Origin of the sequence: Streptomyces sp. AA4, from assembly GCF_000158875.1 — a bacterium.
GTDB lineage: Bacteria > Actinomycetota > Actinomycetes > Mycobacteriales > Pseudonocardiaceae > Amycolatopsis.
The window spans coordinates 288,236-310,634 of sequence record NZ_GG657747.1; the positions used below are offsets into that span (position 1 = coordinate 288,236).

At 70.1% G+C, this 22,399-nt stretch carries 22 protein-coding genes and 1 pseudogene; 5 read left to right on the top strand and 18 right to left on the bottom strand.

Going from position 1 to position 22,399, the window contains the following annotated elements; translation table 11 throughout:
• Positions 1-7: 7 nt before the first annotated feature.
• From SSMG_RS40195 to SSMG_RS40235, 15 genes and pseudogenes are all read right to left on the bottom strand, one after another.
• Positions 8-1,723, bottom strand: a complete 1,716-nt coding sequence (locus SSMG_RS40195; RefSeq protein WP_009085971.1) for an ATP-binding cassette domain-containing protein — start codon at positions 1,721-1,723, stop codon at positions 8-10.
• Positions 1,720-3,843: an ATP-binding cassette domain-containing protein gene (locus SSMG_RS40200; RefSeq protein WP_037719028.1), complete on the bottom strand. Its 2,124-nt coding sequence runs from the start codon at positions 3,841-3,843 to the stop codon at positions 1,720-1,722. The genes SSMG_RS40195 and SSMG_RS40200 overlap by 4 nt, the downstream gene beginning before the upstream one ends.
• Positions 3,840-5,081: a cytochrome P450 gene (locus tag SSMG_RS40205; RefSeq protein ID WP_050788530.1), complete on the bottom strand. Its 1,242-nt coding sequence runs from the start codon at positions 5,079-5,081 to the stop codon at positions 3,840-3,842. The genes SSMG_RS40200 and SSMG_RS40205 overlap by 4 nt, the downstream gene beginning before the upstream one ends.
• Positions 5,082-5,202: 121 nt before the next feature.
• Positions 5,203-5,346, bottom strand: coding sequence for a hypothetical protein (locus SSMG_RS45775; RefSeq protein WP_158688140.1), 144 nt, complete (start codon positions 5,344-5,346; stop codon positions 5,203-5,205).
• 49 nt (positions 5,347-5,395) lie between these two features.
• Positions 5,396-5,542, bottom strand: coding sequence for a thiocillin family RiPP (locus SSMG_RS45780; RefSeq protein ID WP_107487940.1), 147 nt, complete (start codon positions 5,540-5,542; stop codon positions 5,396-5,398).
• Between the two features lie 22 nt (positions 5,543-5,564).
• Positions 5,565-5,714 (bottom strand): thiocillin family RiPP, encoded by a 150-nt coding sequence (locus SSMG_RS45085; protein ID WP_009085976.1) that lies wholly within the window; start codon positions 5,712-5,714, stop codon positions 5,565-5,567.
• Between the two features lie 13 nt (positions 5,715-5,727).
• The gene (locus SSMG_RS45785) at positions 5,728-5,886 is read right to left on the bottom strand and encodes a RiPP peptide (protein ID WP_009085978.1); all 159 of its coding nucleotides are present in this window, start codon (positions 5,884-5,886) and stop codon (positions 5,728-5,730) included.
• 51 nt (positions 5,887-5,937) lie between these two features.
• Positions 5,938-6,081 (bottom strand): thiocillin family RiPP, encoded by a 144-nt coding sequence (locus SSMG_RS45090; RefSeq protein WP_106430336.1) that lies wholly within the window; start codon positions 6,079-6,081, stop codon positions 5,938-5,940.
• A gap of 41 nt (positions 6,082-6,122) precedes the next feature.
• Complete coding sequence (locus SSMG_RS47480; RefSeq protein ID WP_255409799.1) at positions 6,123-6,257, bottom strand: hypothetical protein; 135 nt, start codon at positions 6,255-6,257, stop codon at positions 6,123-6,125.
• Between the two features lie 322 nt (positions 6,258-6,579).
• Positions 6,580-7,719 carry an amidohydrolase gene (locus SSMG_RS40210; RefSeq protein ID WP_009085982.1) on the bottom strand — a complete coding sequence of 380 codons (1,140 nt, stop codon included), beginning with the start codon at positions 7,717-7,719 and terminating at the stop codon, positions 6,580-6,582.
• Complete coding sequence (locus SSMG_RS40215) at positions 7,710-8,318, bottom strand: response regulator transcription factor (RefSeq protein ID WP_009085984.1); 609 nt, start codon at positions 8,316-8,318, stop codon at positions 7,710-7,712. The genes SSMG_RS40210 and SSMG_RS40215 overlap by 10 nt, the downstream gene beginning before the upstream one ends.
• Positions 8,315-9,436: a sensor histidine kinase gene (locus SSMG_RS42780; RefSeq protein WP_009085986.1), complete on the bottom strand. Its 1,122-nt coding sequence runs from the start codon at positions 9,434-9,436 to the stop codon at positions 8,315-8,317. The genes SSMG_RS40215 and SSMG_RS42780 overlap by 4 nt, the downstream gene beginning before the upstream one ends.
• Before the next feature lie 12 nt (positions 9,437-9,448).
• Positions 9,449-10,303 carry an ABC transporter permease gene (locus SSMG_RS40225; protein ID WP_009085987.1) on the bottom strand — a complete coding sequence of 285 codons (855 nt, stop codon included), beginning with the start codon at positions 10,301-10,303 and terminating at the stop codon, positions 9,449-9,451.
• On the bottom strand, positions 10,303-11,220 hold the full coding sequence (locus SSMG_RS40230; RefSeq protein WP_009085989.1) for an ABC transporter ATP-binding protein: 918 nt from the start codon (positions 11,218-11,220) through the stop codon (positions 10,303-10,305). Before SSMG_RS40230 ends, SSMG_RS40225 begins: the two co-directional genes overlap by 1 nt.
• Positions 11,221-11,536: 316 nt before the next feature.
• A pseudogene (locus SSMG_RS40235) lies at positions 11,537-12,741 on the bottom strand (IS110 family transposase).
• Between the two features lie 331 nt (positions 12,742-13,072).
• On the opposite strand from SSMG_RS40235, the gene SSMG_RS40240 reads away from it, so the two are divergent.
• On the top strand, positions 13,073-13,678 hold the full coding sequence (locus SSMG_RS40240; protein WP_009085994.1) for a hypothetical protein: 606 nt from the start codon (positions 13,073-13,075) through the stop codon (positions 13,676-13,678).
• Positions 13,679-13,717: 39 nt separating this feature from the next.
• The gene (ppk2, locus tag SSMG_RS40245) at positions 13,718-14,608 is read left to right on the top strand and encodes a polyphosphate kinase 2 (protein WP_037719030.1); all 891 of its coding nucleotides are present in this window, start codon (positions 13,718-13,720) and stop codon (positions 14,606-14,608) included.
• 18 nt (positions 14,609-14,626) lie between these two features.
• Here ppk2 and SSMG_RS40250 read toward each other — a convergent pair whose 3' ends face one another.
• The 3 genes from SSMG_RS40250 to SSMG_RS40260 all read right to left on the bottom strand — a co-directional run bounded on the left by SSMG_RS40250 (position 14,627) and on the right by SSMG_RS40260 (position 17,012).
• Positions 14,627-14,992: a glyoxalase gene (locus SSMG_RS40250; protein WP_009085997.1), complete on the bottom strand. Its 366-nt coding sequence runs from the start codon at positions 14,990-14,992 to the stop codon at positions 14,627-14,629.
• 10 nt (positions 14,993-15,002) lie between these two features.
• Positions 15,003-15,893 (bottom strand): hypothetical protein, encoded by an 891-nt coding sequence (locus SSMG_RS40255; protein ID WP_199786446.1) that lies wholly within the window; start codon positions 15,891-15,893, stop codon positions 15,003-15,005.
• An 81-nt stretch (positions 15,894-15,974) separates the two neighbouring features.
• Positions 15,975-17,012 carry a tetratricopeptide repeat protein gene (locus SSMG_RS40260; RefSeq protein WP_037719032.1) on the bottom strand — a complete coding sequence of 346 codons (1,038 nt, stop codon included), beginning with the start codon at positions 17,010-17,012 and terminating at the stop codon, positions 15,975-15,977.
• 241 nt (positions 17,013-17,253) lie between these two features.
• Between SSMG_RS40260 and SSMG_RS40265 the strand changes: the two genes are divergently transcribed.
• The 3 genes from SSMG_RS40265 to SSMG_RS40275 all read left to right on the top strand — a co-directional run bounded on the left by SSMG_RS40265 (position 17,254) and on the right by SSMG_RS40275 (position 22,380).
• On the top strand, positions 17,254-17,913 hold the full coding sequence (locus SSMG_RS40265; protein ID WP_037719034.1) for an HNH endonuclease family protein: 660 nt from the start codon (positions 17,254-17,256) through the stop codon (positions 17,911-17,913).
• Between the two features lie 13 nt (positions 17,914-17,926).
• Positions 17,927-18,580: an alpha/beta fold hydrolase gene (locus SSMG_RS40270; RefSeq protein WP_009086004.1), complete on the top strand. Its 654-nt coding sequence runs from the start codon at positions 17,927-17,929 to the stop codon at positions 18,578-18,580.
• 242 nt (positions 18,581-18,822) lie between these two features.
• On the top strand, positions 18,823-22,380 hold the full coding sequence (locus SSMG_RS40275; RefSeq protein WP_199786447.1) for a S8 family serine peptidase: 3,558 nt from the start codon (positions 18,823-18,825) through the stop codon (positions 22,378-22,380).
• The last annotated feature ends 19 nt before the right edge of the window (positions 22,381-22,399 follow it).

Genomic DNA, 22,399 nt, shown 5'->3' on the forward strand with positions numbered 1-22,399 from the left:
GTTCCCCTCAGTCGAGCCGGCGGGCGGTGCCCACCAGCCGGGCGAAAGCCTCCGAATGGCCGGCCACCTCGGCGAACGTGCCGAGGCTGGCGATGCGGCCGTGTTCCAGCACGGCGATCCGGTCGGCCGAGCGGATGGTGGACAGCCGGTGCGCCACCACCACCCGGGTCAGCCGCAAGTCGTCCACCGCGCGCCGCACCAGTTCCTGCGCGGCGGCGTCGAGCGCGCTGGTCGCTTCGTCGAGCAGCAGCACGGACGGGCGTTTGGCCAGCGCGCGGGCCAGCAGCAGCCGCTGCACCTGGCCGCCGGACAGCCCGCTCTCGCCGTCGGTGACCTGGGTGTGCAGGCCCATCGGCAGCGCGCGGACGACGTCGGCGAGCTGCGCCGATTCCGCCGCCTGCCAGGCCAGGTCCAGGTCGGTCTCGCCGGCCGCCCCGCAGATCACCTCGGCGAGGGTGCCGCGCATGAGCGTCGCGTCCTGTGCGACGTAGCCGATCCGCGTCCGCAGTTCGTCGACGTCGCACCGGCGGACGTCCACGCCGTCCACCAGCACCCGGCCGCGGTCGGCGCGGTCGAGGCCGAGCAGCAGCCGCAGCAGGGTCGACTTGCCCGCGCCGGACGCGCCGACCAGCGCGACGAATTCGCCCGGCTCGATGCGCAGCGAAATGTCCTGCAGCAGGTCGCGGGTCTGGCCGGGATAGCGGAAGCTCACGCCGTCGAGCACCACCTCGCCGCGGGCCCGGGGGAGCGGCAGCGGGTCCGGCGGCGTCTCCGGCCGGGTCGTGAGCACCGGCGCGAGCCGGGCGTGCACCGGGCCGATCGAGAACAGGCCGACCAGCGCGCCCTGCAGCCGCGCGGCGGTGAGGTTGAGCGTCATGGCGACCATGACCACGGTCCACTGCGCGGTGAACCCGAGCCCGGCGGTCATCGGCAGCAGCACCGCGAGCAGCGCCGGATAGCACGCCACGGCCAGTGCGCTCGCGATCTCCGAGTACCGCAGACCCTTGTCGTCCGACCGTTTTTGCGCGGTGAACGCCGCGCGCCAGCGACTGACCACATAGGACTGCGCGCCGAACGCCCGCACGTCGTCGATGCCGAGCATCGCCGGGTACACCGCGGCCTGCACGTCGTCGACCGCGGCGAGCACGTCGGTGTCGTGCCGTTGCTGGCGCACGGAAAGCCACAGCATCGCGCCGAGCACCAGCCCGAACATCCCGGTGGCGGCGACCGCGAGCCACGGGTCGAGCAAGGCCAGCAACGCGACCGCGACGAGTGCGAACACCGCGTGCAGCGCGGCGGTCAGGCCCCCGCTGCCGAGAAGTCCGCGCAGCTGGCCGACGCCCCCGGCGAAGCCCATCAACCGGCGCAGCGGGTACTGGCGGAAGAACGCCGAGGGCAGGCTCAGCAACCGGTGCCACAGCGCGGATTCGAGCCGGCCCTGGGCGCGGTCGGTGAGCGTGAGCAGACCGCGTTCGACCACCGCGGTGGTCAGCAGCTGCAAGGCGAGCAGCCCGGCGAGCGCTCCCGCGGCGTACGGCACGGCATCGTGGTTCGCCGCGGCGATCGCGATGGCCAGCACCATGCCCGCCAACGGCACGACGAATCCGAACACCGTAGCCAGCAGGCCGAGCACGGCCGTGACTGCCAGCCGGACTCGTTCGCCGGCCAGCGCGAACGACAGCAGTCCGCGTCCGGTCATTCCTTCGGGCGGCAGCGTGGTCATCCGGCCACCTCCGCGAAGTCGCGATACCCGCGGGCGTGCGCGACGAGGTCTTCGTGGGTGCCGTAGACGCGCACCTGCCCGCGGTCCAGCAGCACGACGGTGTCGTCGCCGCGGACTTCGGAAAGCCGGTGCGCCACCACGATCGTCGTGGTGCCGCGGGCCCGCAGCGCCGCGTCGATCCGTCCGGCGAGAGCTGTTTCGACCGCGCTGGTCGCTTCGTCCAGCACGAGCACGCGCGGGTTGCGGGCGAGCGCGCGGGCCAGCGCGAGCCGTTGCCGCTCGCCGCCGGAGAAGTTGCGGGCCTGCTGGCTCACGGTGGCCCCGTCGACGCCGCCGCGCAGCGCGATCGTTTCGGTGAGCTGGGCGTCGGCGAGCGCCGCGGCGATCGCGTCGTCCGGCAGCGCCGTGCCCAGCTCCAGGTTTTCCCGCACGGTGCCTTCGAAGAACGCGGGCCGCTGCGGCACGTATCCGAGCAGCGAAGGCCGTACCGAAGGCGGCAGGTCCGCCGCGCGCTTGCCGTCGACGAGCGCCACGCCCGACCACGGCCGCACGAGTCCGGCCAGCAGTTTCGCCAGCGTCGACTTGCCGCAGCCGCTCGGGCCGACCAAGGTCATGCGGCCGCCGGGCGGCACGTCGAGGTCCAGCGAGACCAGCAGCGGTTCGGCGTTGGTGTCGTAGCCGTAGCGCAGGCCGCGGACGGTGACGCGGCCCGGGCCCACCGCGACCGGTGCGTCCACATCGGACGGATCGGTTTCGGCGCCCGCAACGTCGTCGTACGCGGCGAAGCTGCTGCGCAGGCCGCCGAGGCGATGCAGTCCGGTGACCAGCCCGCCCGCGTGGAGCTGCCACACCCCGGCCAGCACGGCCACGGTGATGACTTCGCCGGGCGCGACCAACGCGGTCAGCGCGAGGCAGACGGCGTATCCGAGCGCGTGCAGTGCCGTGACGCCGAGCCCGAAGCCGTGCTCGCCCAGCGCGGCTTTTCGTTGTGCGGCAAGTACTTTGCGTTGTGCTGCCGACCAGCGAGCGAACGCCTGCTGACCGCTGCCTTCAGCCTTCACCGTGTCGATCGCGGAGAGCACGTTGAGCGAAAGCCCGTCGCGTGCCGACTGCTCGACCATGAGCGTCGACTGCCGTTCGGTGGCCGAGCGGCGGCCGAGGCGCAGGAACAGGGCGGTGAGCAGCGTGCTGCCGACCAGGACCGCGGCGGCCGCGGGAGCGAGCACGGTCAGCACGACGAGCAGTCCGAGCACCGCGGCGGCGTTCACCGCGACTGGGAGCACCACGGTGGTGAGCTGCTGCGCGATGGTGTCAGCGATCTGCACTCGAGCCGCGACGCCACCGGTGAAGCGGCGGTGGAAGTAGCTGCCCGGCAAACGAAGCAGGTGGCCGACGAGTTCGCTCGACCGCGTAAGCGAAGTGCGCAGGAGTGCTGCCGAAAGCAAGCGCTGCTGCGCCCAGCCCGCCAGCGCGACACCGATCGCGGTGGCGGCCAGAAGCCACTGCGCACCCGGCCCGGCGGTCGCGGTGACCAGCGACCGGGCGACTAACGCGGCCGTCACCGTCAGCGCGGCGGTGAGCACGCCCGCGGTCACCGCGCCGACGACCGCGGGCAGCCCCGCGCCCAGCCAGCGCATCGCGCGCGGCAGCACTCGCTGCGGAGCACCACTGCGCGTGAACCCGGTGCCGGGCCGGAAACCCAGGTACAGCCCGGAAAACCGCGTGCGAAACTCGGCCAGCGACAGCGTCAGCCTGCCCGCCGCCGGGTCGTGCAACCGCACGCGACCCCGCCGGCCGACTCGCTCCAGCACCGCGAAGTGCCGGTTGTCGACGAACACCACCCCGGGCGCGGCGAGTCCGCGCAAGGTGGCGACGTCGGCCTCGGCGCCGGACAGCCGGACGCGCTTGGCGCTCACGGTCAACCCGAACTGCTGCCCGCGCCGGGCGAGCGTCGCGGCGCTGATGCCGTCCCGGCCGCCGCCGCACGCTTGGGAAAGCTCCGGCCAGGTCAGGTGCTTGCCGAAACCGGCGAGCAGGATCCCGAGGCAGGCCGCGCCGCAGTCGGATTCCTCGACCTGGCGGAACTCGGCACCCGCGCGGGAGCGGAAGCGGCTGCTCACCGCGCACCGCTTTCCGCGAGCGCCGGGGCGAAGGTCACCGGCAGCACGCGCGGGGTCGGAAAGGCCAGCGACTGCCGCCAGGGCAGTTCCGCGAGCGGACGGCTCGGGGTCGGCAGCCGGTGGTGCACCGCCTGAAGCAGCGACTGCGCGGTCATCGCGGCCAGCGCGCTGCCGAGGCAGTAGTAGCTGCCGTGGCCGAACGCGACATTGCCGGTGATCGGCCGGTCCCACCGGAACTCCAGCGGGTCGGCGAACTTGCGCGGGTCGAGGTTGGCGGCGGCGAAAGCGAGGATGACGGTGTCGCCCGCCTTGAAGTCCAGCGTGCCGACGGAAAGGTCGTGCGTGACCTGGCGCGAACCGAACGCGACCGGCGTGCGCAGCCGGATCGCCTCGGCGAACACGCGGTCGGCACACTGCTCGTCGGCGGCGAGCGCGGCGGCGATCTCCGGGCGTTCGGACAACACGACGAGCGTGTTGGCGAGCGCGGCGGTCACGGTGTCGAGTCCGGTCATGAACAGCAGGAGCACCATGTCGACGGCCTCGTCGGCCGAGAGCTTGCCGTCCTGCTGCGCCTGGGCCAGATGCCCGATCAGGTCCTCGGCCGGTTCCGCGCGGCGGCGGGCCAGCTGGCCGGCGACGTACTCGCGCAGCTCGGCGAACTCCGCGGCGGTGATCGGCGGACCGGCCTCGGGGTGCGTTTCGGCGAGGAAACCGGCGGCCAGCTGGTTCATCATGCCGGTGGCCCGCGCGGTGACCAGGTCGCGGTCGGCGGCGGGGATGCCCAGCAGCACGGCGGTGACGCGCGCGGGCAGCGGCGTCGCGATGTCGGCCACGAACTCGGCCTCCCCGCGCCGGAGAGGCTCGGCCAGCAACTCGGCGACCACCTCGTCGATCCGGCCGCGCAGCGCGGCCAGCCTGCGGCCGGAGAACGCTCCGGTGAGCACGCTTCGTAGCCGCTGGTGCTCCTCCGCGGCGCGCACCGACATGGTGCCGCTGAAGAAGCGAACAAACTGTGGGTTATCCCGGCGGACGTTCTCCTGGAACACCGGAGCCGCCATCGGGAAGCCGGGGTGCGTGCAGAGCCGGGTCACCAGGTCATAGCCGGAAATGACCCACATCCCGTCGAACCGCACCACCGGTGCGCGTTCCGCGAGCTCCGCGAAGAAGCTCGGAGCGTCTTTGCCGAACGGCTCCTGACGGGCGAAGTGCCGCCACAGCCGCTGGACGATTTCTGCCATCCCCCAGTTCCTTTCTCGGCACGTGTTCGTCCGCACCGCGTGGTCGCCGCCGCTGAATAAAATGATTCACAATTCGGCGGCGACCACGGGTGTGCGTGAAATATCGGCTAATGCGCCTGGATCAGGTGGCGCAGCCGTAGGTGCCGAAGCACACCGGGCAGCCGATGCTGCCCGCCGTTCCGAAACAATTGCTGGCTCCGGCCTCGGTGAGTTCCTCGATCACGAGCTCCTCGACCTGCGGGGCCTGCGTGGTAACGTTCTCCATGGCAACCTCCCTTCGAAATTCGTTTCGCCGCGGATGTGGTAGGGGATTGTCAGCTCGAGCTCGCGGTGCCGACCGTGCCCGCCGAGCTCGGGCACCCCGCGGTGCCCACGCTGCCGAGGCAGAAGCTGCCCGCCTGCGCGTCCGACAGCTGCTCGATGGTCAGCTCGGTCGTCGGCTCGAAGATCTCTTCGTTCATGGTGTTCTCCCTGTTCAGAGGCTCAGTGCGAGCTGACGGTGCCGTAGGAGCCCGCGCTGGAGGGGCAGCCGAACGTGCCGGCCGACCCGACGCACCAGCCGGCGCCGGTGGCGTCGGACAGCTCCTCGACGGTCAATTCCTCGGTGAAGTCCTGCGACTCCTGCATGTCCATGTGCGTTGTCCTCTCAGGACCAGCTGAAGGCGGTGCCGATGCACGCCGGGCAGGTGGTGGAGCTGATGGTGCCGCCGGTGTTCGTGGTGCCGGCTCCGGCGACCTCGCCCAGCTCCTCCACCGTGACGTCCTCGGCGAACGCCTGCTCGACCTGCGTGTCGAACTCGTTCATGGTGATCTCCTCAGATGTGCTGACCAGTGTTTTTCCCGATGCGGAACCGGCTCAGCCGAAGCTGGAGGCGGTGCCGACGCTCGACGGGCAGCCCGCGCTGCCGATCGAGAAGGCGGTGCCGGCCGCGGTCGTCTCGACGAGCTCCTCGACCTGCAGCTCCTCCACCGCGTCCACGACGTTGGTGTTCTCCTGCATTCCATTCACCTCCTCTCGCGATATAAGTGAAGGGAATTCATCTAGGGAGTGCAGGCGACCGTGCCCTGAACCCAGCCGTTAAAGCTGTAGCGGTACCGGTATTCGCCGCCCTGAGTACCGAGGTACTCCCATTCCGCCTGCTCGAATCCGATGGATTTGTACTGTGTGCTGGGCACACACCTCGGCGGAGCGGGAACGGCGGCCGCAGTAGCGGATACTCCGGACAAACCGGACACAACAACTAAAGCGGAAACGATAGCAGCGGTCATGACGCAAGCCCCCAGGCTTTGTGATTCCCCAGTTTTGCGCTATTCGCATCGAGCGATTCGCACAACGCGAACGTAAACCAAACTCGGCGTCTGCGAGATGGGTAATGCGGCGATATCACCCATCTGGAGTAGTTAACTGTCAGCTAACTTAGGGTTCTCTTAGGGAAGGCATGCTAAGGGTGCATGGCTGCCTACGGAGGGGTGACCGCGAGTACTGGCTGCGAGCGGCTCAGCGGCCGCCCGCGAAGCCCGCCTTCGCCGCGAGGACCAACGCCCGCACGCCCGCCGGCAGTGCCTCGGGCGACGGGGCGAAGTCCGGCGAGTGGTTGGTTCCGCGGTCGCCGACGCCGAGCGTCCAGTAGCAAAGCGGCGCGCCAGCAGCCAGGTGGCCGACGTCCTCGGCCGCGGCCACCGGCGGCGTCCAGGAGACAAGGCCTTGGCCCAGGGCCGCCAGTTGCGCGGCTCGCACGGCGAGCGTGAGCGGCCGGTCGTTGATCGTCGCGGGAGCCGCGCGGACCGTCTCGATCTCCGGCTCCACCGGCGCCCCGGACGCGGCGGCCTCGGCGCGGCACACGCGTTCCACGGCGGTCAGTGCGCGGCTCAGCGCGCCGTCGGTCGCCGCACGCACGCTCACCCCCAGCCGCACCCGGTCCGGGATCACGTTGGCCGCGTCGCCCGCGTGGATCGAGCCGACCGTGACCACCACCGGTTCGGCGGGGCTGGTTTCCCGCGCCACCACCGATTGCAGCCGCACCACGAGATGCGCGGCCAGCACCACCGGGTCCACCGCGAGGTGCGGCGCCGCGGCGTGCCCGCCCCGTCCGTGCACGGTGATCGCCAGCTCGGCGCAGGGCGCGGTGATCGGCCCGGGAGAGTGCCCGATCCGCCCCACCGGCCCCGGCACGGCGTGCTGGGCCAGCACCGCGTCCGGCTTCCCGAACTGGTCGTGCACGCCGTCGGCCACCATCGCCAGCGCGCCGTCGAGAGTCTCCTCGCCCGGCTGCCCGAGCACGAGCAGCCTGCCCCGCCAGCTCGCCCGGTCCCCGGCCAGCTCCGCGGCGGCCCCGATGACGGCCGCGAGATGCAGGTCGTGCCCGCACGCGTGCATTGCTGAACCGGTTGCGGCGTAAGGCAGATCTGTGCGCTCGACCAGCGGCAAAGCGTCCAATTCGGAGCGAAGCGCGACCGCCGGTCCCTCGCCGTTGTCCAGGGCAGCGACCACGCCATGGCCCCCGATCCCGGTGCGCACGTCGAAGCCGAGAGCGGTCAGCTCTCGCGCGAGCACGGCGGCGGTGCGCTCCTCGGCGCCGGAGAGTTCGGGATGGCGGTGCAGATCCTGGTACAGCTCGATCAGGTCCGTCACAGCCACCCGGCCTCCTCCGCGACGCGATAGGCCGCCACGCGGTTGTCCACCTGCAGTTTCGTCAGGGTGCTCGACAGGTAGTTGCGCACGGTGCCCTCGGCCAGCGACAGCCGCGCGCCGATCTCGGCCGGACGCAGCCCGGCTCCGGAGAGCCGGAGCACTTCCAGCTCCCGCTCGGTCAGCGGCGTCTCGCCGACCGCGAGCGCGTCGGCGGCGATTTCGGGATCGACGTGCCGTCCGCCCGCGCACACCTTGCGCACGGCGTCGATCAGCGCGTCCGGCGAGATGTTCTTCGTGACGAACCCGCGCACCCCCGCGCGCATGGCGCGGTGCAGGTACCCGGGTTTGCCGTAGCTGGTGACGACGAGAAGCGCGCACGGGATGCCTTCCGCGTGCACCGCCTCGGCGACCTCCAGGCCGGACATGCGCGGCATGTCGATGTCGACCATGGCGCCGTCGGGACGTTCGCGCCGGATGGCTTCGAGGGCGTCGGCTCCGTTGTCCACGGCTTCGACCACCTCGATGTCGTCGGCGAGGCTGAACACCGTGCGCAGGGATTCCCGGAGCAGGGCGTGGTCCTCGGCCAGCACGATTCGCAGGGTCATGAGTTTTTCCTCGGCAGGTCAAGGGGAACGCGAGCGGTGAGCACGAACTCGCCGCCGCTTTCGGTGTGGTCGAGCGTGCCGTGCACCGCGGCGAGCCGCTCGGCGAGGCCGGTGAGACCGTGGCCCGCCCGGGCGCCCCCGGCGTGCGGCCGGTCGTTGGAGATCCGGACGGTCAGCGCCGCCGGTTCGCGCACGAACTCGACGCGGCAGTTCTCCGCGGCGCTGTGGCGCAGGATGTTGGTGCCGCCCTCGCGGATGGTCGCGCCGATCGCCTCGGCCGCGGGCGCGGGCAGGTCCTCGGGCGCCGGATCGGCGACGACGCGGACGCCGGCGAGGCTGAGGATCGACGACGTGCCGCGCAGTTCCTCGGCGAGGCTGGGCTGCCGGTAGCCGGCGATCACCTTGCGCAGTTCGGACACCGAACCGCCGGCGAGCTCGGCGATCTGCACGAACTGGTCGCGCGCGGCGTCCTTGTCGGCCTCCAGCAGGCGCACCCCGAGTTCGGCCTTGAGCCGCACCACCGACAGGCCCCGCCCGAGCACGTCGTGCAGGTCGCGGGCGAACCGCAGCCGCTCCTCGACCACCGCCATCCTGGCCAGTTCGTCGCGGCTGGCGTGGACCTCGGCCGCGTAGGCGACCAGCAGGCCCATCCCGGCCAGCACCACGACGGTCACGACCGAGCGCAGCAGCGTCTGCGCCACCGCGAACGGGGGCACGTCGTGCAGGAACGCGATCCCGGCCGTGCTGATCAGCACGAGCAGCGGGAAAAGCCAGCGTTTGACCCCGGTGAAGCTGATCGCCGCGACCCCGGCGACCAGCGCGGGCAGCGCCAGCCACGCGGGTCCGAAGGCCAGCAGCAGCGCGTACGACAGGCTGGTGGCGATGGCCACGTCGATCAGGTGCTCGCTCCGGGTGGACGACCGGCGCACCACCGACCACACGATCCGGCCGATCGCGGCCAGCAGACCGGCCCCGGCCAGCACCGCGAAGAGGACGTCGACCGCGGGGGGCCGGGTGCTGAGCCAGAGGAAAAACCCTTCGCCGGTGAACGCGACGACCGTGCCGAGGATCAGCAGCGCGACGACGCGGCCCAGTGTCCCGGGGCTCCACCGGTCCACACGTCCTCCCGCCTAGCCCGTCCGTTTCGGGTCCCATTTGAAGAAGCGCTTGCCCAGGCCGAGGGAAACGCCGATCCAGGCACAGAGTAGTCCCAGCGGCATGACGCACGCCCGGAACGACTGGAGGAATCCGACTTCGCGGGGCAACTGGGCCGTCGCGGGATTCGAAGCGAAGTCGCGGCCGAGGTAAGCGGTGCGCAGAATCTCGACCACCGAACTCGACGGCAGGTATCGCACCGGCACCTGCAGGAAGTGCGGCATCTCCGACAGCGGGAATACGATTCCGGACGCGAACATCATCAGGAACAGGAATGGCGTGACCAGCCACGTGGAGACCTCGCTGGTGGGCAGCAGCCCGGAAACGCCGATCGCCAGCAGCGCGAACGTGAACGCGCCCAGCACCACGCCGACGAGCAGCAACAGCGGGTTCGCCGGGGCCGGGGCGCCCAGGTAGACGAGCCCGAAAACGAGCAGCACGACCACTTGCGCGACGCTGGTGACCGATCCGCTCATGGCTTCGCCGGTCATGATCGCGGTGTCCGGAAGCGGGGTCCCGCGCAGCCTTTTGTAAATCAGTTTCCCGCGCCGGCTCGTCGCCGAGTTCACGACGTTGTAGACGATCCAGACGAGGACGAATCCCATCATCCCGGGCAGCAGGTACACACCGCCGTCGAGTCCGGCGATCTCGCCCTTGCCGTGCTGGCTCGCGGGCAATCCGATGCCGAGCCCGAGCGGAATAAGCACCCCGGTGAGCGCGAAACCGAGATCGCGCCAGTGCACCTTCTGCGACAGCAGGAATTGCGACCAGGTGTAGCGCCACCAGCCCAGCGATCGGCGGGCGGACGGCGCGAGTGCGGCGGCGGTCATCAGCGCTCCTTCGCGGTGACAGCGAGGTCGGCCTCGTCGGCGACCCGCAGGAAAACGTCCTCGAGCGAATTGCGCCGGACCTCGAGTTCGGAGATCCGCGCGCCGGCCCGGTGGGCCCAGTCGAGCAGCCGGTGCAGGTCCGCCTGCGGGTCGGTGCTGCTCAGCGCGTAGTGGCGGCCGTCGTCGGACACCCCGGCCAGTTCGACCGGAACCGGGGCCTCGCTGACGAACGTGACCGTCGAGCCGTGGTCGGCCCCGATCACCTCGCCGACGGAGCCGTGGCGCACGATGCGCCCGCGGTCCATGATCGCCACGCGATCGGCGAGGTACTGCGCTTCTTCCATGTAGTGGGTGGTCAGCAGGATCGCCATGCCGCCCGCGACCATGTCCTCCAGCACCCGCCACGTGCGCCGCCGCGCCTGCGGGTCGAGGCCGGTCGTCGGCTCGTCGAGGAACAGCAGCTCCGGCCGCCCCAGCACGGCGAGCGCCAGGTCGAGACGCCGTCGTTCGCCGCCGGACAGTTTCCCCACGCGCGTGTTCCCGACCTTGCCGAGGTCCACCAGGTCGATCGCCTCGTCGACCGACATCGCGTCGGCGGTGAAGCGCCGCCAGGCCCGGATCGACTCGACGACCGTCAGATCGTCGAAGAACCCGGCCTCCTGCAACATGATCCCGACCCGCGGCGCGATCTTCTCGCGCTGCTCGGCCGGATCGACCCCGAAGACCCGCACGCTCCCGGCCGCGGGCCGCCGGTACCCCTCCAGGACGTCCATTGTCGACGTCTTGCCCGCGCCGTTGGTCCCCAGCAATCCGAAGACCTCGCCGGCGCGCACCGTGAAGCTCAACCCGTGGACCGCTACGAACGACCCGTAGTCGATCCGCAGCCCGTCCACCTCCACTACTGCTTCCCTTCCCATGCCGTCAGCGTCTCGCCGACCGCACCGGAGGGCACAGGCGCAGCTCTCACCGAACCGGGGTGGGTTCCGCAGGCGGTCTTCATGACAAACCTCATACGCGCAGGTCAGGGCAGGTTTCGCGGATTTCTCGCGCTGGGTCGCGGGGCCGGATGCAACGCTGTCGCGGCGAGCGGGGACAGGGTGTTGTGACGACAGTTTCGGAGCAGGGGCGGGGGTGGGGGATGGCGGCCGAGTACGGGGCCGACGTCCCGGAGACCCTCGGTGGCGACCAGGAGCTGTGGGCGCTAGCCGCGGGGGGGGTGTCCTTATGTGGTTGTCAAGCCGCTGCAGGGGCGCTCGCGGGTTCGGGGTGTCGGTAGTGGGTGTTGTTGCGGAGCATGGCGTAGAGGACGTCGCAGCGTCGTCGGGCCAGGCAGATGAGGGCGGCGTTGTGTTTCTTGCCCTCAGCTCTCTTTTTGTCGTAGTAGTGCCTGCTGGTGGGGTCGGACAGGGCGGCGAAGGCGGCGAGGAAGAACGCGCGTTTGAGTTTGCGGTTGCCGGTGCGGGCGGGGTGCTCGCCTTTGATGCTGGTGCCGGAAGCTCGGGTGACCGGGGCGATCCCGGCGTAGGCCGCGAGATGCGCCGAGGACGCGAACCCGGAGGCGTCGCCGATCTCGAGCAGGATGCGCGCGCTGGTCCTGACTCCGATGCCGGGCATCGACGTCAGGACCCCGGCAAGAGGGTGCGCATCGAGTATCCCCTCGACTTGTCCGGCGACGGCTTTGCGTTGCTGGAGCACGGTTTTCAGGCTGTCGGCGAGCCGGGGCAGGACGGTGTCGGCGGCTGTGGTGCCGGGGACGGTGACGGTCTGCTCGTCCAGCGCGGCCATGATCGCCGCGACGAGGTTGTCGCCCATGCGGGGCGCGTGCGCGATGGCGATCGCGGTGAGTTGCGGCGTCCGGCTTTGCGGATTCCGGCGGGCCCGCCGCAGCGGGAGAGGATCTCCAGCACCGCCGGGTGAGCGATTTTCGGGCCGATGGCGCGTTCGAGTGCGGGGTGGATGCCGGTGAGCAGGCCGCGGACGCGGTTGGACAGACGGGTCGCTTCGGCGGCGAGGTCGTCGTCGAACCCGACCAGCACGTCGAGTTCGGCCAGGGCGTCGTCGCCGAGGTCGACCTGGCGCAGGGTGTGCGGGAGCGAGCGGGCGGCGTCGGCGATGACGAACGCGTCGCGGGCGTCGGTTTTCGCCCGGCCGGGGTAGAGATCGGCGATGCGGCGCATCGCCAGGCCGGGCAGGTAGGCCACCTGGTGCCCGGCTGCGCGGGCGATCGCGACCGGCAGGGCTCCGATGGTGGCGGGCTGGTCGACCACGACCAGCAGCCGCCCGTGGCCGGCGAGTTTGTCGAACAACGCCCGCAGTTTCGGTTCGCTGTTGGGCAGCGGAGCGTCGTGCAGCCGCTTGCCGTCCGGGTCCAGCCCCACCGCGTGATGGTCACCCTTGCCCACGTCCAAGCCCAGAAAAACCCTGATACCGCTGGTCATCCACCATGCCCTTCGCCGTGGTGCGGGTGGTCGCCCGGTCGAGCATCGAGCGCCGGCACCCACGTTACGAGGAGACCTGCCCAGCGGCGGCCGTGTCCTTATCAGCGGTCGGTCGATGCCACCAGGCCCGGTGACACCACCCCCCGGATCATCACTTCGACTGGGGGACACAGTCATGCCGGACCTGGCGACCACAGCTCCTTGATCAGGAACTACGAAAACGGTAACGGGGGGACCGCCGCCGCCGGATTCCCTTGCGCACTGGACGATTTCCGCGCCGCTCTACGGAAAGGCGGAGCTGTACCTGGTCAATGCGCGGTAAACTCCGGCCATGGCTCCCTTGCGCGGCGAACGGCTCGACGGGTCCGCGCAGGAAGCCGCCGCGGCGCGAGGCGAGGTTTTCGACCTCGAATGGCCGGAATCGCACCGAAAATGGATCGCGACGGTCGACGACACCCCGACCGGCGGAGTGTATTGGCTGGGACACCGGACGGACCGCGGCGACCGGGGAGCGCTCGTCGCCACCACCACGCAGTTGGACGACCTCCGCGGTCCGCTCGGGAAGCTGATGAACCTCGTCGAGCCGGTCGGCACGATGCCGGACCGCAGTCGCGTCGGCGCGGCGGTGTGGCAGCACCTCACCGAACAGGCCGAACGCCGGGCGGAGTGGCCGCGAGCGCGGTGGACAGTGCGGGACACCACAGTCGAGGCGATGGTCCTGCACTTCGCCGGGGCGTGGCTCGCCGTGAGCGAGCAGGCGAATCTCGTCGTGGTCGGAACCGGGTTTTCGCCGGAAGGGCTGCGGTTCCACGCAATCAGCGGCGAAGAGTACGGAGCGGACTTCGCGGCGCCGCTGACGGTTGCGCAGTTGCATCGGCTGCCGGTCTGGCAGCTGCCGCAGCCGGAGAGGGTGCACGAGGAGCTGCGGAAGTTCTGAGACACCTCCCGTTCACCTGCCCTGCTTAAGGTCGGCCGCATGTTGCGGGACGTGCGGGAGTACATCGATCGGCTCGGGATCGACGGGCATTCGGTCGGCGAGGATCACGACGACGATCCCGTGTTGATCGACGCGTTCGGCAAGGCGGTCGACACCTGGCGGGAGAACTACCCGTACGCCGAGCGCATGCCGCGCGAGGAGTACGACGAGACCAAGTACCTGCTGCAGGTCGAACTGCTCAAGCTGCAGAACTCGATCAGCGAGACCGGCAGCCGCCACGTGCTTCTGTTCGAGGGGCGCGACGCCGCGGGCAAGGGCGGCACCATCAAACGCTTCATGGAGCACCTCAACCCGCGCCACGCGCGGACCGTCGCGCTGGCCAAGCCCAGCGACCGGGAAATGCACCAGTGGTATTTCCAGCGCTACGTCCAGCATTTGCCGACCGCGGGCGAGATGGTGCTGTTCGACCGGTCCTGGTACAACCGGGCCGGGGTCGAGCAGGTGATGGGGTTCTGCTCGCCGGACCAGTACGAGCAGTTCATGCACCAGGTGCCGCTGTTCGAGGAAATGCTCGTGGAGAGCGGGATCACGGTCACGAAGTTCTGGTTCTCGGTGACCCAGGCCGAACAGCGCACCCGGTTCATCATCCGGCAGGTCGACCCGGTGCGGCAGTGGAAACTGTCCCCGATGGACCTGCAGTCGCTCGACAAATGGGACGACTACACCGCGGCCAAGGAGGCGATGTTCCTCCGCACGGACAACGATCTCGCCCCCTGGATCACGATCAAGAGCAACGACAAGAAACGCGCCCGGATCAACGCGATGCGCTACTTCCTGTCGCGGTTCGAGTACGAGGGCAAGGACGAAACCGTGGTCGGGGAACCGGATCCGCTGATCGTGAAACGCGGGCGGGACGCGGTCGGCGACTGAAAGTCCACAAAGGACGGATCAGCCCTCGAGGAACTCCAGCCGGTTGCCGACCGGGTCGAAGGTGTGGAACCGCCGCCTGCCCGGGATTTCCGCCGGATCGGCCCACGTCACGGGGCGTCCGGAGGCTTCGATCGCGGCGGCGACGGTGTCCACGTCGACCACGAACGCCGGGTGCGCCTTGCGCGCCGGACGGAAATCCGCCTCGACGCCGATGTGCAGTTCGCCGTCCGGGCCGCCGACGCCGGGGACCTGGAACCAGCAGCCGCCGCGGGCTGCCAGCAGCGGCGGTTTCGGCAGTTCCGCCCAGCCGAGCACGCCGGTGTAGAACGCGCGTTCGTCGTCTTCCGCGCCTGCTGGGCAGGCGACCTGCACGTGATGAATCATGCCCCGAAACTTACGCCAGCTCAGCGGGTTCGGGTTCCGGGAACGCGTAGAACCGGACGGCCAGATCGCGCGCCTCTTCGGTCGGGCCGGGCTTGCGGGCGGCGTAGCGGTGCACCAGTTCCAGGTACTCCGCTTGGAACTCCTTCAAGTCCTGGTAGCTAAGCCGCATCCCGGCCCGGCTCCCGGCGGTCCAGCCGTCGAAGGTGTCGCGGCGCTCGGCGGCCCAGGCCATCAGGCGCACCTCGTGGTCGTACTTCGCGTCCAGGTAGGCGGCCAGCTTCGGCCGGTCCTCCTCGGGGAAGTCCTCGGGCTTCGCCTCGTTCGTGCTCTGCGGGACGGAATGCCAGCGGCCGTCCCGGGCGCGGCGCGTGTATCCGGCGTGGGTGAGGGTCAGCAGCGCGGCCGGGACGTCGATCGACGGGAGCTGCGTGCGCAGTTCGGCCGAAGTGGCGGGCATCAGCCGGAGCAACCGCTGGTAGTTCGGGTTCGTGCGCACCGCGACGTCGCGCATGGTCAGCGGCCGCGGTCGCGCGTTGCCGGCGAGCAGGGCACGAGCGCGCAGCATCAGGAACACCGCGATCGGCAGCTCGGCGAGCAGCGCGGTGCCGATGCTGGGCCACTGGTCGGGGCCGCCCCAGTCGAGGACGACGTCGAACCAGGCGTCGCAGCACAGCAGCGCGGCGGTCGCGGCCAGCATCGGCACCGAGGCGCGGCTGCGGCGCATCCCGAGCAGCACGGACGCGGCGAAACACAGCAGCAGGACGATGTCGAAGCCGACCCAGGCGACCCGCCACTGGCTCGTGTCGAAGTGCTCGGGCAGGGTCAGGCCGAGGTAGACGGTCCACGGCACCAGGAACACCGCGATACCGGCGAGGAGGGCGAGAAGCACGCGTCGGAACACCCGATCGACGCTAGCCGCGCGGGGGCCGGGGAACATCCGGGACGATCCCCGAGATCGACCCCGAGATCCCGGACCAGCTGTCTACTGTGGACGGTCGGCGGCGAGGGCCTGCCAATGGTCGGCTTCGGCGGTCGCGCCGCGGGCGCGCAGCATCCGGGTCAGGCTCAGCATGCCCTGCACGTCGCCGGTTTCCGCGGCGACGCGGAAGCAGCGTTCGGCCTGTGCCAGGTCGTTGCGGGCTTCGGCGAGATGTCCCAGGTTGGTGAGCGCGGGGACGCTGCCGTGCTCGGCGGCCTTGCGGTACCAGGCCGCGGCCTCGCCGTCGTCGCGGCGATTGCGGGCGAGGACGCCGAGGTTGGTCATCGCCGCCGCGTCGCCCGCCTCGGCGGCTTCGAGGTACCACCGCTCGGCTTCTTCGAGGTCGCCCCGGCGATGCAGCAGCAGCCCCAGCCGCACCTTCGCCTCGACGTGCCCGCCCTTCGCGCCGCGCCGGAACCACCGCTCGGCGTCGCCTTCCCGGTTCGCCCGTTCCGCTTCCCGGCCCAGCAGGCAGGTCGCGGAGAGTTCGCCCGCGTCCGCCGCGGCTCGCCACCAGTGCGCCATCTCCTCGGGCGCGCCGAGTTCTCGCAGCACAGTGCCGAGGTCGAGCATCGCAGTGGCGTCGCCGTCCTCCGCGGCGGCGCGGCACCAGCCCTCGGCGTCCGCGTACCGGCCGTCTTCGACGAGCAGGTGCCCGAGCAGTCCGGCTGCCTCCGGCACGCCGGCTTGGAACGCGGCGGCATACCAGCGCTCGGCTTCGTTGAGGTGACCCTGGTTTTCGCAGGTACGGGCGTATCCGAGCATCCCGTGCGGCTCGCCGGCCTGCGCGGCTTCGTGGTACCAGCGGGCGGCTTCGTCGTCGGCGCCGCGTTCGGCCAGCAGATGGGCCAGTGCGGTCATGGCGATCCGGTCCCCGCCCGAGGCGGCCCGGCGATACCACTGTTCGGCCTCCGCCGTTTCCCCGCGTTCGCGCAGGTCAGCAGCGACCCGCGTCATCGCGACGAGGTTGCCGCCCTCCGCCGCCTTCCGGCGCAGGTAGTCGTCGACCCGCGTGTTCCAGTTCCGCAGCCGCCCGGGCATCTCGCACCCGCTCCTTTCCGGCTCCCCACTCAAGACAATCGCCGCGACCGCCGAGGACGTGACACCTTCGCGAGCGTTATCCACCCCCGCTGATCAGGGCTTTTTCGTTGGCGGGCAACAACTGGCCGTACGTGGTCCTTGCCACGGCTCGAGCGCTGCCGAGAGTGTCTGCGCGATTACCGGCCCGGCGACAGGCATACTCCGGCTCCCGAACTCCCCGCCCGAGAGGATTCCGCGCACCATGGCCCGGCCGTTCCCCACCAAGCGCACCGTGCTGCTCGCGGTCGTGCTGCTCATCGCTGTCGTCGGGTTTTGGTACGGACAGCGCGAAGTCGGCGACACCCAGTCCGAGGCGGCGCCGGCGTCCGCCGCGGACGCGACGAAGCAGCTGTCCGAACTGAAGATCGGCGCGCGCGGCACGATGACCGGCTATTCGCGCGACAAGTTCAAGCACTGGGACAGCCAGGGCGACAACTGCGACACCCGCGAGGCCGTCCTCAAGCGCGCGGGCAAGGACGTCAAGGCGGGCAGCGACTGCAAGCCGACGTCGGGCACCTGGCTCAGCGTCTACGACGGCCAGACCTGGACCAAGCCGACCCAGCTCGACATCGACCACCTGGTCCCGCTCGGCCAGGCCTGGGTGAGCGGCGCGCGCGACTGGACGCAGGAGAAGCGCGAGCAGTTCGCGAACGACCTGGTCCGGCCGCAGCTGTTCGCCGTGACGGCGAGCGTGAACCGGCAGAAGAGCGACAAGGCGCCGGACGAGTGGAAGCCGCCGCTGGTTTCGTTCTGGTGCACCTACGCGACCGACTGGGTCACGGTGAAGCACTACTACGGGCTGACGATCACCGACATGGAGAAGAACGCGCTGCAGGACATGCTGAAGCGCTGCCCAGCGTGACAAGCTGGGTCCCATGGCGACCTTCGCACTGATCCACGGGGGCGGCGGCAGCGGCTGGGACTGGCACCTGGTCGCCGCGCGGCTCAAGGCGTCCGGCCACGAGGTCGTGACCCCGGACCTGCCCATCGAGAACCCCCAGGCCACGCTGGCTGACTTCACCGACACCGTCGTCGCGGCGATCGGCGACGCGCAGGACGTCGTCGTGGCCGGCCATTCCTACGGCGGGTTCACCGCGCCGCTCGTGGCGGAACGGGTCGGCGCGCGGCTGCTCGTGTTCGTCGCCGGGATGGTGCCCGCGCCGGGCGAGGCTCCAGGGGAGTGGTGGGGCAACGTCGGCTTCGCGTCGGCCGAGGGCTTGAGCACCGCCGAGCAGTTCATGGCGGACGTTCCGGCGGAGCTGGCCGAGGAGAACGAGCGGCGGGGCCGGGACCAGAACAGCGCCGAGTACAGCGTGCCGTGGCCGGGCGAGCGGCTGCCGGACGTGCCGACGAAGGTGTTGATCTTCCGCGACGACCGGTTCTTCGCCGCGGACCTGTTGCGCCGGGTCGCGAAGGAGCGGCTGGGACTGGACGCGGACGAGATGGCTGGTTCTCATCTCGCGTTGCTGAGCCGTCCGGACGAACTGGCCGACCGCCTAATGGCCTATTACGCGACGGTGGCTGGCTAACCAGACGTTGTCCCAGTTGCGACATGTCACAACCGCGACACCGCGAGCTAGTGACGTGAACCCCGGCTCGCCCCGAATCTGGTGCGATGACGTGGAGATCACGAGCCATCACTCTCGGCTGCACGGGCGCACTGGTCGCGGCATTCGGCCACGCGGCACCCGCGGCGGCGGAGCCTGCGAACGGTTCACCGGCGCCTGGTCCCGGTGAGCGGCACACGGTCACCCTGCTCACCGGTGACGTCGTGCGAGTCGAAAGCGTCCAGGGCGGCAGGCAAATCGCGACGGTCCAGCCGGGCAAGGGGCGCGAGAACATCCGCTTCAGCCAGTCCGAAGTGGACGGAAAGCTGCTGGTCATCCCGGCGGACGCACTGTCGCTCGTGGCGGGCAAACGGCTCGACAAAGCCCTGTTCAACGTCACCGACCTGATCGCGCAGGGGTACGCCGACGAGTCGAGCCCGACGGTGCCGATGATCGCGCACTACGCGAAGGGCGTCTCGATCGCGTCCGCGCCGACGCTGGCCGCCACCACGCAGGGCGCTGAACTGCCCAGCGTGAACGGCCGCGCGGTGCGGGAGGACAAGAAGCGTGCCGGCGAGTTCTGGCAGTCCTTCACCGGCCCGCACGCGGCTTCCGGTGCGGTGGAACGGATTACGCTCGACCGCAAGGTGCACGCGTCGCTCGACCGCAGTGTCCCGCAGATCGGGGCGCCGGAGGCGTGGGCGGCCGGGTTCGACGGATCCGGCGTCGCGGTGGCCGTGCTCGACACCGGCTACGACCCCAACCACCCGGACCTCGCGGGCAAGGTGGCCAAGTCGGCGAACTTCTCGACCAGCCCGGACGTCGTCGACCGGTTCGGCCACGGCACGCACGTCGCGGCGACCATCGCGGGCACCGGCGCGGCCGCGGGCGGCGCGCGCAAGGGCGCGGCTCCGGGCGCGAAGCTGTACGTCGGCAAGGTGCTCGGCGACGACGGCACAGCCTCGTCTTCCGAAGTCCTGCAAGGGATGGAGTGGGCCGCGGCGTCCGGAGCCAAGGTGATCAACATGAGCCTCGGCGGCGGCGCGACCGACGGCACCGACGATCTCAGCGTCGGCCTCAACGAACTCACCGCCCGCACCGGCGCGCTGTTCGTGGTCGCCGCGGGCAACGACGGCCAGAACGGCGCGTCGACCATCGGCACGCCCGGCACCGCGGACGCCGCGCTGACCGTCGGCGCGGTGGACCGCAAGGACGAGCTGGCCCCGTTCTCCAGCATGGGTCCGCGGCAGGGCGACCAGGCGGTGAAGCCGGACATCACCGCGCCGGGCGTGGGCATCGTCGCGGCGCGCGCGGCGGGCACTGCACTGGGTGAAGTGGTGGACCAGTACTACACCGCTGCCTCCGGCACGTCGATGGCGACGCCGCATGTCGCTGGTGCGGCGGCGATCCTGGCCCAGCGGTATCCACAATGGACCGCGCAGCAGCTCAAGGACGGCTTGGCCAGTACGTCGAAACCGTCTGCGGGACTCAACGCGTTCCAGCAAGGCGGCGGCCGGGTGGACGTCGCGGCTGCGGCCGTGCACCCCGGAGTCTTCGCGACCGGCACGCTCAACCTCGGCCCGGTAACCAACGACAGCGGTCCGGTACGCAAGGAAATCACCTACACCAACACGACTTCCGCACCGGTCACCATCACCCCGAAACTCGACCTGCGCCGCGGTGACGGGGCCACGCCGGGCGACGCGGTGAAGCTCGACAAGTCCACTGTGGAGGTTCCCGCCAACGGGACCGCGACGGTAGCGGTCTCCGTCGATTCGGCTGCGCTGGTGCCTGGCAACTACACCGGCAGCGTTCTCGTCGGCGCGGTGCACACGACGATCGGGCTGGTGAAGGAACCGCCGAAGCACAAGGTGACCGTCACCGGTGTCGGGCGCGACGGCAAGGCGCATCCGATGGACATCCAGATCTTCGGCGACGACATGCGCTACGACATCGTGGGCGACGTCGTCAGCGACCATCCGTTCGTCACCGAACTGCCCGAGGGCACCTACTACGCCCGCGCGATGTTCCACACCGGATGGGCTCCGGACGAGGAACTCGCGATCGTGCTCAAACCCGAGTTTTCCCTGACCGGGGACCTGAACCTGGTGATGGACGCGCGGAACGCGGTGCCGGTGGAGATCAAGACGCCGCGGCCGTCGACGCTGGAAAACATCATCAGCAGCTACGCGCACCGCGAATTCGGCTCGCGCAAGATCTCGAACTACGTGATGGAATTCCCCGGCGTCCGGCACATCTACGTGACGCCGACGCAGAAGGTGAAGAACGGGACGTTCGAATTCGGCACGCGGTGGCAGCTCACGGCGCCGATGCTGACCGCGACTACGTTGCCGTGGGTCGGGATCAAGACCGAGCTGTTCTACTACGCGTCGTCCCCGGCGATTTCCGGCTTCAAGTGGCTCGACGTCGTTCCGGTCGCCGCCGACAAGCCGGAGCAATATGCCAAGGCGCGCGGGAAAATCGCGTTGGTGACCCCCGCGAAGGACGGCACCGACCCGGACGCCGCGGCAAAGCAGGCCGCCGCCGCGGGTGCCGCGATGGTGATGGTCGTCAGCCTGCCCGAGGAACACACGTACGGGCACTGGCAGCCGCGCGGGGATCGCCTGCCGATTCCCGCCGTGCTGATCACGAACGAACAAGGCATGAAGCTGGCCGACCGGGCCAAGTACGGTTTCACGAGCTTGTTCCTGCAGGGCACGCCGGTGAGCCCGTACCTGTACGACGTCATGCAGGTGACGCGCGACCAGATTCCGCAGAAGATCGTCTACCAGGTCAACGAACGCAACAGCGCGACGGTCACCGCGAATTACCACGCGACCGGCAAGGACGAATGGCTTTCCGAACAGCGATTCGGTTGGCGGCCATGGGAAAAGACCGCGATCAACCAGTATCAGCGGTACGCGCACACCGGAACGGCCCGCGAGGAAATCGTTTCGACCGACGAGACGATCTGGCAGCACCGGGTGAACAACAAGCTCAACTGGGACACTTTCCAGCCGCTGGCGGTCGGCATGCTCGAACAGCCGCGCACGTTCAGCCCCGGACAGCGGGCGACGGAAAACTGGTACGCGCCGGTGGTCCGCCCGGCGATCCCGCGCGGAGCCGGACTGGAAACCTCGCGCACGGGCGACACGTTCGCCTTCCGCATCCCCGAATTCGTCGATCCGGAAACGTCGCACTACGCGTTCTCCGAGTCGGCCTGGGAAGAGGTGCCGGACCAGGTGAGCGCGAAGCTGTACCAGGACGGAAAACTCGTCAAGGAAGGCCCGGCGGCGTGGGGCAAGTTCCCCGCTTCGGCGGACCCGGCGAAGTACCGGCTCGATTTGGCGCTGACCAAGACCACTCCGGACTGGACGTACGGCACGCACACCGAAACGTCGTGGACCTTCGGGTCGAAGCGGCCCGCCGAAGGCAAAACGGACCTGCTTCCGTTGCTGCAGGTGGATTACGGCGTGCAGACCGACCTGGCGCAGAAGGCGCGAGCCGGACGTGCGCTGCCGGTCGAGTTCACCGTCCGCAACCAGGACGGCTTGGCCGCGCCGAAAAATCCGCAGCTGACCGTCGAAGTGTCCTATGACGACGGTCGCACGTGGACGAACGTCAAGCGGATGGACCCCATCGGCGGTGGCCGTTTCCGCGCCGTGGTCGGCCATCCGCGGCTGGACCGCACGAACGGATTTGTCGCGCTGCGAGTGCAGGGCTCCGACGCGGACGGGAACGCGGTGCAGCAGACCGTGCTCCGCGCCTACGGGCTCTCCTGAGAAAGAGGCAGCCGGATAA